This window comes from Alphaproteobacteria bacterium, from assembly GCA_025210155.1.
GTDB lineage: Bacteria > Pseudomonadota > Alphaproteobacteria > Rs-D84 > CASDRH01 > JAOASE01.
The window spans coordinates 59,063-69,814 of record JAOASE010000002.1 but is presented as its reverse complement, the minus strand read 5'-3'; the positions used below and the strand labels follow the sequence as shown (position 1 = coordinate 69,814).

Here is a 10,752-nt window from a genome sequence, read left to right as displayed (position 1 = left end):
CCACTAGGACAACCACACTTATCACCACTTTTAACTAAACCTGACTTACAAGTTCCATCACACTTAACTGACTGACCAAATCCACCTTTACCTGAATCAGAACAAGGTGTACACTCTCTAATATCTGTAAATTTTTTACCTCCACTAGACCAACAACCTTTAGTACTAGATTTACATAATCTCATTTGATAATAGTTCTCATTACTTTTTGATTTTTCACAAGGTCCCCAACCTGACCAACAATCAGAATCTGCCGCAGATATTTCCCTAGTTCTTTCCACAGAAAAAGGACATCCCTCTCTAGTTCTTTCCTGCTCTTTCAAACATGATTTCATATCTGTTGAAACTTTAAAAGCGACATCTTTCCAAGGTCCTGTTTTACAAGTTGAAACACATTTTTTTTGAGAAGAATTCCAATCAGTATAAGATGGACAACAATGTCCACTCTTTTCATAAAGACCATAACCACAAGAACAACCTTCAGGGATGGCTATACCTTCCTTAGGAGTCGGACACACAAGTGTATTTTTACATTTATTTGTTGCAGTATCCCACTCTTGACCTTTAGGACAACACTTTTTATTATTAGAATCCCAAACATTTGTAGACGTACCTGAATTAGAATTTGTTTGAGTTCCTTTACAACACCTTTCACTAGTGTGAATACCATCATTCTCAGCACAATAATCACAAGGAATATATCTATTAATTTTCATCCAAATTTTATGACCTCTACCATAATCAGGAGGTATTAACTGACTTTTCCAGCCTTTATCAACAGTACATTTAGCTTTCTTATCTGGATAATAATTTTGACCAACAACTCTCGAAGTCCATACATCTTTATCTTTAACACCTCTTTTACCTAAAGAATGTCCATGAGTTTCTTTATCTCCCCAATGAAAATGATAACCACCATCAACAAAACCTAATTCATTGGCATAATAATCACCTTCCAAATCGGCTCCAGTCCATCCATTATTAGGTTCATCATAATTAAAAGAATTTCCATCAGTCAAATTATCAGGACCACTAATACAAAACTTATCCATTTTACTTTGCATATAATCCTTTTTTCTTGTACTTTCTCTACCACCCATCATCATAGAAAAACAAAAAGCTATTTTATCAACCTTTACCCCTTTATACATACACTTAGGCATAGGGAAATCATACTTATCCTTATACATTTGTTTTCTATCAGCAGCCCATTCTTCCGGCTTTCTGAAATTAGTAAAAACTCTGTAAAAATCTACCCCTTCATATCTATATTTTTGAACTTTTCCTTTATCAAAATTAATAGAAGCTCCAAAAGGTTTAATAGCATAAATAGGAATAAAGGTACAATTATCCATTTTACTAGTATCAAATCTAAAATTTAATTTTTCTTGATCTGTCGCTGCAAAAACCGATGAATATCCTAAAAATAAAAAAGCTAACAAGCTTTTTTTAAAAACAAAACATAATCTTTCAAACATAAAGTTCGCTCTCCCATATAAAATTTATAGTAAAATAACAAATTTTCAACTTAATGTAAAGCCCATATTTCATAAAAAAACATACAGAAAACCTATGTTTTCACAAAGAATAAAAAAAGCCCTGTAAAAACAGAGCTATACACTTTTTAGTATAAAAACTATTTAATTAATATTACTGCCCTTCTATTCTCAGGGTTGGCAATTCCATCACCTGTTTGAACCTTAAGATCTTCCTCTCCTTTAGCAACAGTTTTAATATACCAATTAGGAACATCATAAGAAATCAAAGCATTCTTAACTGCATCTGCTCTTCTTTGAGAAAGCTTCATATTATAAGATCTATCACCAGAGGTATCTGCATGACCTTCAACTACAACTGAAGTTAATTTATTTTTCTTAATATACTTAGCAGCATCTTCTACTAAAAATCTATATTTTGATTTCAAAGTAGATTGATCCCAATCAAAGAAAGTTTCTACAGGAAAATTAATAACTACCTCTTCTCCCTTAGCTTCTTTTTCAACCTTCTTTTTAATAGCCTCCTGATATTCAACATCTATAACTTTTATTTTACTTTCAACAGTTCTACTAGCAGGAATAACAGAATTTATATTGATTTCAGGACCAGGTACAGATTTAGCCTTAATTAACTTTTTCAATTCAGCTATCTCAGCTTTTATCTCATCCAAACTAACATCTGGACAAGGCTTATCAGCCGTACACTCTTTCTTTTTACTTTGTTTAACAAGCTCTCTAAGTATAGCTAATTCTTCTTGCAATATAGCCATTCTCTTAGCATTCATTTGCTCTGCATCTGCCTTAGCCTTCTGAACATCTGTTAATTCTTTAACCAATCTTTTATACTCTATCAACTCCCTAGAATCTCCAAAATGCTTTTTAGCACCTGAGTTCTTTGGCTGAATATCCCACAAAGGAATTTTTGGAACTTCTCTAGTCTCTACAATTCTAGTTTCAGAAACTCTAACTTCCTTAACAGATTTTTTAGAAGCCATAGCAATCTTTTTCTTTTCACATTCTATACAACCATGTCTATCATAGCTCTCAAAAATTTTATCCATCTTTTTATAAAAAGCATTTTGACAAGAAGCCATTTGATGAAATGCTGAATTATTAGATTGTCTCTCTAACCAACAATCCAAATTAACTTGAGAATAAGCCATATCCAAAGGATATTTAATATAAATCTCAGCATTTAAAGCTTCTCTAAATCTATCAATAGACAAACTCAAATCTACTGCCTGTCCAACATTAATTCTTCTACTATTTAAATCATCTACAACAGGAGTTTGACCTTTATAAGCCAACAAAGCTTTCTTAGCAAAATGCTCTGCTTCAGCAGAGTTTCCTAAATAATCTCTCATATAAAAAGCATATGACTTATAATAAATGCCTAAAAACTTTAAATACATATTATCATTATTAACACCATAAAAATCTAACGCTTGTATTTGCGCTAAATAAGAACTTTTAGAAACTGAACGCAATTTATCCATAGAAACAAATTTATCTGAATAAAAATCATCTTCCATTTTATAATCAGAAACTGGGGTTTCATCATAATCAGGAATTAAAACACGTGAATCTGCATTCCTCAAAGAGATAAGAAAAGAAACAAAAATAACCAATAAAACAAAGCCAAACTTCATACTTTTCTTAGATTTCTTAGACTTTTTAAAAACTTCTAACATAAAAAACTCCCCTCTAATACATTTTTAGAGTAATAAACATTGTTATTCTACCAAAAATCACAATGAATAACAAGTAAAATTATTAGAACAAAAACTTGACAAGGAAAAAAAAGTGTGCTTAAATAAGTCAACAATTATAAAAAAGAAAGATGGTACAATAATATGAAAAGTATAGACGGAAGACATAGCTTTCTAAAAAAAAGACTGAGCGATTTAAAAGAAAAAATCTTTTTCCACAAAGATAAATTTGATTCTATGGAAAAACCAAATCCTAAAAAAGTAGCTCATATTGAATATCTTTTAGAAAGATTGAACGAATTAGCTCACTATCATTCTATAAATGAAATAGAACTTTCTCTTTTAGAAAAATATCTTGGTTACTCAGAAGATTTACTTACAAAAATTCTAGAAAGTAATAAGCACTACGGAAGACAACATCACGGATTTTTAATGTCAAACGTAGATCCAAAAGAAGAAAAAGAGAAAACAGAAAAAATAATTAAAGATTATAAAAAAGGTGTTGTTAATTTATCAGTTTATCTAGGTACAGATGACACAAGTGAAAAACTAGAATTCTCAAACGATGGTGAAAAAAGTAAGCTTGAAGAAGAAACTAAAATCATCAAAATGAAAAAAGAAGAATTCTCTAAAGCGAGCTAAAGCTTCAACAAAATAAATCAATCTCCCAATCGGGAGATTTTTTTTATTGTAAAAACAAAATTAAATGCTAAACTTACAACAAATTAAAAAAGAATTAAAATAATTCCACATAGATCAAATTTAGGTATAATTTTTTTACCCAGATTTTTCTTCAGAAAGTTGTGGAATAAAATTAATTTTAAGGGAGTGGATAAGTAATACATGACCGCAAAATTATTATTTTAAATTCCGCAATTTTATGTGGAAAAGATGGAGTTAAAAAATGATAAATATATTGTCGACTTTAGACGTAATAGTAGCAATTTTATTAATAGCAATTATTCTAATGCAAAGAAGTGAAGGTGGCGTTCTTGGAATGGGCGGCGGCGGCAAAATGGGTGGTGTATTAACCACTTCATCAGCTGGAAACCTTTTAACAAGATTAACTATATGGTTAGGAATGGCTTTCTTTGTTATCACAATCTTATTAGCTATTCTAGTTTCAAACAAACATAAAGCTGAAAAATCTGCATTACAAAACTACACTGAAACAAAAGAAGTTTCTATTGAAGAAAAAGCAGATACAACTATTTCAGAAGAAATGATGATTGAAGAAAATAAAAACGTTGCTCCAATAGCTGAGTAGAAATAGGATTTTCAATCTTAAAAAATCAGAACCTCAATTGAGGTTCTTTTTTATTTTCAAAATAGTTTGACTCCAAACAAATTTTAATTATCATTTACTAAGTAAATTTATGATTTTATACCGTTAGAATGGCTAACTATAAAAGATTTTTTTTACAAATTTATACGGTCTTTAAAAGGAAGACTATAAATTAAGAAAGGATAAAAAATGAAAAAAATAAGTCTAAACGGCTTCGATATTGGTAATAACGAAGCATTTACTCTAATTGCAGGACCATGTGCTGCAGAAAGTCACGAACAGCTAGTTTTCCTAGCAACAGAAATCAAAAAAATAACAGATGAACTTGGAATTAATTTCATTTTCAAAGCTTCTTTTGATAAAGCAAACAGAACCACTATATATAATGATAGAGGTCTTGGCTTAGAAAAAACTATGGCTGCTTTCAAAGAAATTCGTGAAAAACTTGGCATACCTACCACAACAGATATGCATCTTCCAGAACAGGCAGAAATGATTGCACCTTATGTTGATATAATACAAATACCAGCATTCCTTGCAAGACAAACAGACCTATTAATTGCTGCAGCAAAAACTGGAAAAATAGTAAGTATCAAATCTCCTCAATTTGTAAAAAAAGAAGAGAACGGTAGAATAGCTCAAAAAGTTATAGACTCAGGTAATGAAAAAGTAATGCTTATCGAAAGAGGAACATTCAACGGAGATAGAGTTTTCGTAGACCCTCTTGCATTTCCAAAATTGAAAGAGTTCAAACACCCTGTAATTTTAGATAGCACTCATCCAGTTCAACTAAGAGACAACAATGGAGAATCTATTGGTCAATTACAAAAATATGTTCTTGGACTTGCAAAATTAGGTATATCTCAAAAAATAGCTGGAGTATTTATGGAAGTTCATGAAAACCCACAAAAAGCAATTTGCGATAGATCTCAACAATTCTATCTTGCAAATCTAAAAGATGCCCTAATTCAACTTAAAGAATTAGATAACATTATAAAAAAACAACCTGAAATTAAAGTCGGTATGTAACTAACAAAAGCTCTTCCAAAAAGAAGGGCTTTTTTATTGACTTAATAATAATATGTTTTAAAATCTTCCTCCTATAATAATTTAAAAACTTAACATATGAACAATAAAATCTTTATCCAATCTCCAAATGGAAATAACTCTTTTGAAGTTTCTAATGAAAGTCCTCTATTTTTTATCGCCGGACCTTGTGTCATAGAAAATAAAGAGATGGCATTTCGGATTGCAAAAACATTAAAAGAAATAAGTCAAAGACTAGGAATAAACTATGTTTTTAAATCCTCTTTTCATAAAGCGAATAGATCATCTATAGAATCTTTTACAGGAATAGGATTTGAAGAGTCTATGGAGATATTTGATAAAATTAGAAAAGAATTAAATGTCCCTGTAACTACAGATATACATGAAGCCCACCAAGCTGAACTTGTTGCTCCTCATGTAGACATTCTACAGATACCTGCATTCCTATGCAGACAAACAGATTTATTAGTAGCTGCAGCAAAAACCGGAAAAATAATAAGTATAAAAAAAGGACAATTTTTAGCTGCCGAAGCTATGGAATTCCCTGTTAAAAAATGTATAGACTCTAAAAATAGTAACATTATGCTTATTGAAAGAGGAACTACTATTGGAGGGAAAGATTTAATGGTAGACATGAGATCATTTGAAGAATTGAAAGCGACAAATAGCCCTGTAATCTTTGATGGAACTCACTCTGCTCAGAAGCCTGGTTCTGGAAGCACAACCGGAGGAAATAGAAGTATAATAGATCTTTTATGCAGAGCATCTGTTTCTCAAAGAATTGCTGGATTATTTATGGAAATCCATGAAAACCCAGAAAAAGCTCTTTGCGACAAAGAATGTCAATTCCCTTTAAACAGAGTAGAAGATTTCTTATCTGGAATAATAGCACTGGATAAACATGTAAAAAATGCAAAGCCTTTTGTTTTATAACAAATTGTGCTTAATCAAAAACCCTCCTATAAAAAGGAGGGTTATTTTTATTTTAAACTCATTGATTTATAATCAAATATATAATTTAAAAAAAAATTTAAAAATCTATTAAAGTTTATATATAAAAACAGCTAAAAAAGTTAAAAAAAATTATTCTTGTATTCCCACAAGAAATAAATTAAAATACATTCAAATAAAAATTTAATAAGGAAATATTTCCACACAAAGTTTTGGTAATTTTGCTTTAAATGGAAGCAAAAATGTTTTTTAGATTTGGTATTGTGTACATATAGTACTCAATCGCCAAAGATTAAAAATATTTATTGTGATCAGATGAAGTTAAATCCCCAAAACCTTAATATTAAAAAGGATATATAATGACTACATCATATAAAGAATTAGGCTTAGTAAACACTAAAGATATGTTCGCTAAAGCTATGGAAGGTAAATATGCAATTCCAGCATATAACTTCAACAACATGGAACAACTTCAAGCAATCATAGACGCTTGCGGTGAAACAAATTCTCCAGTAATTTTACAAGTATCAAACGGTGCAAGAAAATACACTTCTCCATCTCTATTAAAAGGTATGGCAAGAGGAGCTGTAGACTATGCTAAAGAAAAAGGATATAACATTCCTATCACTCTTCACCTAGATCATGGTAACTCATTCGAACTATGTAAAGACTGTATCGACTCTGGTTTCTCATCAGTAATGATCGACGGTTCTCACTTACCATTCGAAGAAAACATCGAACTAACTAAAAAAGTAGTAGAATATGCTCACTCTCAAGAAAACTATGTAACTGTAGAAGGTGAATTAGGTGTTCTTGCAGGAGTTGAAGATGAAGTATCTCACGAAGTAGCTCACTACACTAAACCAGAAGAAGTAATCGAATTCGTAGAAAAAACAGGTTGTGACTCTCTTGCAATTTCAATCGGAACTTCTCACGGAGCTAACAAATTCAAACCAGAACAATGTGAATTAGTTGATGGTATTTACTTACCACCTTCTCTTAAATTCGACATCCTAGAAGAAATCGAAAAGAAACTTCCTGGTTTCCCTATCGTACTTCACGGATCATCTTCTGTTCCACAAGACGAAGTTGCTACAGTAAACAAATTCGGTGGAGAATTAAAAGATGCAATTGGTATTCCAGAAGAGCAACTTAGAAAAGCTGCTAAATCTGCTGTTTGCAAAATCAATATCGACTCAGATGGTAGAATTGCTATGACTGCAGCTATCAGAAAACACTTTGCTGAACAACCTTCTCATTTTGACCCAAGACAATACCTTGGCGATGCAAGAGAAGCTCTAAAAGAACTTTATAAACATAAAAACATAAACGTTCTTGGTTCTGGTAAATAATATTTACAAACAAACAAAACTTAAAGTAGTTCATAACTTTGAACTACTTTTTTAAAAATAAATCTCTTGATATTTTTACAATTTCTCAATAAAATAAATTCATGAAAAAATCATGACGGGGGAAATTTATGAAAACAAAAGTTTTATTATCTTTAATAGCACTATCTGTTACTACGACATCAAACGATGCTGAAGCAGTTATAAGAAAAAATAAAAAAAGAGTTAGCGGAAATTCTGACATAACTTTAGGTATTGGTGCTGGTACAACAGGATACACTGGAGAAATCGGATACAGAAATAAATATGCTACAACAATGCTAGGACGTCACGTAGGTTTCAGATTTAACTACAACACATTTGACGATACTATCGAAGATTTCGAAATAGATGGTGAAGAATTCAAAGAAGTTGGTATAGATACTAAAACTCAAGGTGCTCTAATAGACTTTTACCTTTTCAACGAAGTTCCTATTTTAAGAAACATCAGAATCTCTGGTGGATACTACTGGGGTGATATGGATGGGCACGCAATTGCATCTGTAGACAATCTTGTAGATCCAACTATAAATATCGGTGGAACAGAATATACCCTTGATCCAGGTGCAGAAGTTTCTTCAGTAATAGATTATGACCTAACAGGTCCTTATGCAGGAATCGGATACCAATCTGAAATACTTTGGGGACTAGGTTTAACAATTGATGCTGGTATAATATTCCTTGATAAAGATGCTAACGATGTAATGCTATCTGGAACAGGAACTGCCAACGGAGGTTCGGTAGACCTTTCTTCAGAAATAGATGCTCAATTAGCTCAAGAAGAAAAAAACATCAAAGAAGATCTACCTGAAGATTTTTTCCCAGTTGTTAGAGTTGGTTTATCATACAGATTTTAATTTAAACAAAGGAATAGATTTATGAAAAAAATAAGCTTAACATTTCTTTCAATAATTATGCTTAACGCATGTTCAACAATGAACAAATCTACAGAAGTTCCAGGACAACCATCTTACGGAGCTATGACTGGTTATGCTAAAGCACTTAAAAGCAAAGAACTTTTAAAAATAGGTATTCAACCTATTCAATTTGAAAAAGTAGATGCTTACAGTAACTCTATATCTAAAAGAGTTGTTAAAGATTTAGAAAGTTCTGAATTCGTTATAAATCAAGCCGGTAGAGACCTTGTTTTAATAATACCAAAACACGTAATTCTTTCATCTGATTTTGCAATAAATCCAAGCCAAGATACAACACTAAATAAATTAACAAAAATCCTTAAAGATTATGATGAAACTCTAATTGAAGTTACTGGACACACAGACTCAAGTGGAAACGCAGATACAAATCAAAAGATTTCAATCATAAGAGCTGAAGCAGTTACTAAAGATCTTATGAGAAGAGGTATCGAAGGACAAAGATTATTTATTAATGGATTAGGTGAAACAAGATGGATTGCTCCTAACACTACTCCAGAAGGAAGAGCAACTAACAATAGAATAGAAATAAGAATCACCCCTTCTATATACATAAAATAAATTCTTTTAAAGAAAACTTTTTTATGATAAAATAAATCTCAAGAAACTTCTTAGAGGAAAATATGGGAATTAAAAAAACTACATTAATAATTCTATTAAACTTTGCACTATGCGGATGTTTAATTCCACCTTCTAAAACAAGGTACCAAGACGAAATAGGTCAAGCCACTGTTTTCCATTGGCAAAACGATTACGTTACATTTAAGAAATTCGTAGCTGATCATAAAAAATGTCTTGGAATTAATAGACTTACTATCCCATCTCAAATGGAAAAATTCATAAGTCCATTAACGCCTAGCGTTATGCCAGATTGGGATGGAATTTGGGCAACTTTCGAAAACAGACAATACGTTGATGCCGGAGGAAGAATATCAGTTTCAACACCTCCAAGACATGGAACTGTGAGACCGTCTCAGTATAAAAAATGTATGTTACAAAAAGGATATCAATTAGTTTGGTAAACAATTATAAATGACCTCAGGATTAAGAGGTTATTTTTTACCCTAATTCCCTCTTGCAATTTAATACATAAATTAATACAATACATAAACAACATTAAAATTATAAATAATTTACGGAGAATATAATGATAGATCAGCTAAAGAGCAATTTATTGATAAAAATGAAAAAATCTATTGAACACTTAAGAAATGAATTCAGTGGATTAAGAACTGGTAGAGCTTCAATTAACCTATTAGACAGCGTTAAAGTAAGCATATACGGATCTGAAATGCCACTAAACCAATGTGCAACACTTTCAGTTCCAGATTCTCAAACAATTTCTGTTTCTGTATGGGATAGATCAAACATCTCTGCAGTAGAAAAAGCAATCATTGAATCTGAATTAGGTCTTAACCCTGCATCAGATGGAACTTTAATTAGAATTCCTATTCCTCCACTAAATGAAGAAAGAAGAAAAGAATTAGTTAAAGTTGCAAACAACTATGCTGAGCAAGGAAGAATAGCTATCAGAAACATTCGTAGAGAAGGTATCGACGAAATTAAAAAAGCAGAAAAAGCAAAAGAAATTTCTGAAGATATGCTAAAAGATTATGAAAAACAAATTCAAGATTTAACTGATACAAATATCAAAGAAGTAGATACTATGCTTAAAACAAAAGAAGCTGACATAATGACAGTTTAATAAAAGCATAAATCAAAAAATAAAGAGGTGATCAACTCACCTCTTTTTTATATTTTACACAACTTCTTCCACTATGCATTTTATTGCTTTAAAATTTCAATACATTTTTAAATTAATAAAAATTTCATCACGAAATCTATCATTTGATTTAGATGATAAATAAAAAGGTTCCGACGCGTATAAGTAATATGCGAGGGTTCTTTTTATAACGCAGATGAAGTAAAATATACGAAACC

General features: G+C 31.1%; 11 protein-coding genes. 9 read left to right on the top strand and 2 right to left on the bottom strand.

Going from position 1 to position 10,752, the window contains the following annotated elements:
* Together N4A44_00475 and N4A44_00470 are read right to left on the bottom strand one after the other, a co-directional pair.
* The coding region (locus N4A44_00475; GenBank protein MCT4552122.1) for a hypothetical protein at positions 1–1,478 on the bottom strand (1,478 nt) is incomplete at its 3' end.
* Positions 1,479–1,636: 158 nt separating this feature from the next.
* A complete protein-coding gene (locus tag N4A44_00470; protein MCT4552121.1) occupies positions 1,637–3,187 on the bottom strand; it encodes an OmpA family protein in 1,551 nt (516 codons plus the stop codon).
* Between the two features lie 162 nt (positions 3,188–3,349).
* On the opposite strand from N4A44_00470, the gene N4A44_00465 reads away from it, so the two are divergent.
* The 9 genes from N4A44_00465 to frr all read left to right on the top strand — a co-directional run bounded on the left by N4A44_00465 (position 3,350) and on the right by frr (position 10,516).
* Positions 3,350–3,847: a hypothetical protein gene (locus N4A44_00465; GenBank protein ID MCT4552120.1), complete on the top strand. Its 498-nt coding sequence runs from the start codon at positions 3,350–3,352 to the stop codon at positions 3,845–3,847.
* A gap of 262 nt (positions 3,848–4,109) precedes the next feature.
* Positions 4,110–4,472 (top strand): preprotein translocase subunit SecG, encoded by a 363-nt coding sequence (gene secG / locus N4A44_00460; protein ID MCT4552119.1) that lies wholly within the window; start codon positions 4,110–4,112, stop codon positions 4,470–4,472.
* 207 nt (positions 4,473–4,679) lie between these two features.
* Positions 4,680–5,519 (top strand): 3-deoxy-8-phosphooctulonate synthase, encoded by an 840-nt coding sequence (gene kdsA / locus N4A44_00455; protein ID MCT4552118.1) that lies wholly within the window; start codon positions 4,680–4,682, stop codon positions 5,517–5,519.
* A gap of 96 nt (positions 5,520–5,615) precedes the next feature.
* Positions 5,616–6,470 carry a 3-deoxy-8-phosphooctulonate synthase gene (kdsA, locus tag N4A44_00450; GenBank protein ID MCT4552117.1) on the top strand — a complete coding sequence of 285 codons (855 nt, stop codon included), beginning with the start codon at positions 5,616–5,618 and terminating at the stop codon, positions 6,468–6,470.
* A gap of 377 nt (positions 6,471–6,847) precedes the next feature.
* Positions 6,848–7,840: a class II fructose-1,6-bisphosphate aldolase gene (locus N4A44_00445; protein MCT4552116.1), complete on the top strand. Its 993-nt coding sequence runs from the start codon at positions 6,848–6,850 to the stop codon at positions 7,838–7,840.
* Between the two features lie 128 nt (positions 7,841–7,968).
* Positions 7,969–8,733 (top strand): hypothetical protein, encoded by a 765-nt coding sequence (locus tag N4A44_00440; protein MCT4552115.1) that lies wholly within the window; start codon positions 7,969–7,971, stop codon positions 8,731–8,733.
* Positions 8,734–8,754: 21 nt separating this feature from the next.
* Positions 8,755–9,372: an OmpA family protein gene (locus N4A44_00435; protein MCT4552114.1), complete on the top strand. Its 618-nt coding sequence runs from the start codon at positions 8,755–8,757 to the stop codon at positions 9,370–9,372.
* Positions 9,373–9,434: 62 nt separating this feature from the next.
* Positions 9,435–9,833 (top strand): hypothetical protein, encoded by a 399-nt coding sequence (locus N4A44_00430; GenBank protein ID MCT4552113.1) that lies wholly within the window; start codon positions 9,435–9,437, stop codon positions 9,831–9,833.
* Positions 9,834–9,958: 125 nt separating this feature from the next.
* Positions 9,959–10,516: a ribosome recycling factor gene (gene frr, locus N4A44_00425; protein MCT4552112.1), complete on the top strand. Its 558-nt coding sequence runs from the start codon at positions 9,959–9,961 to the stop codon at positions 10,514–10,516.
* Positions 10,517–10,752 lie beyond the last annotated feature (236 nt).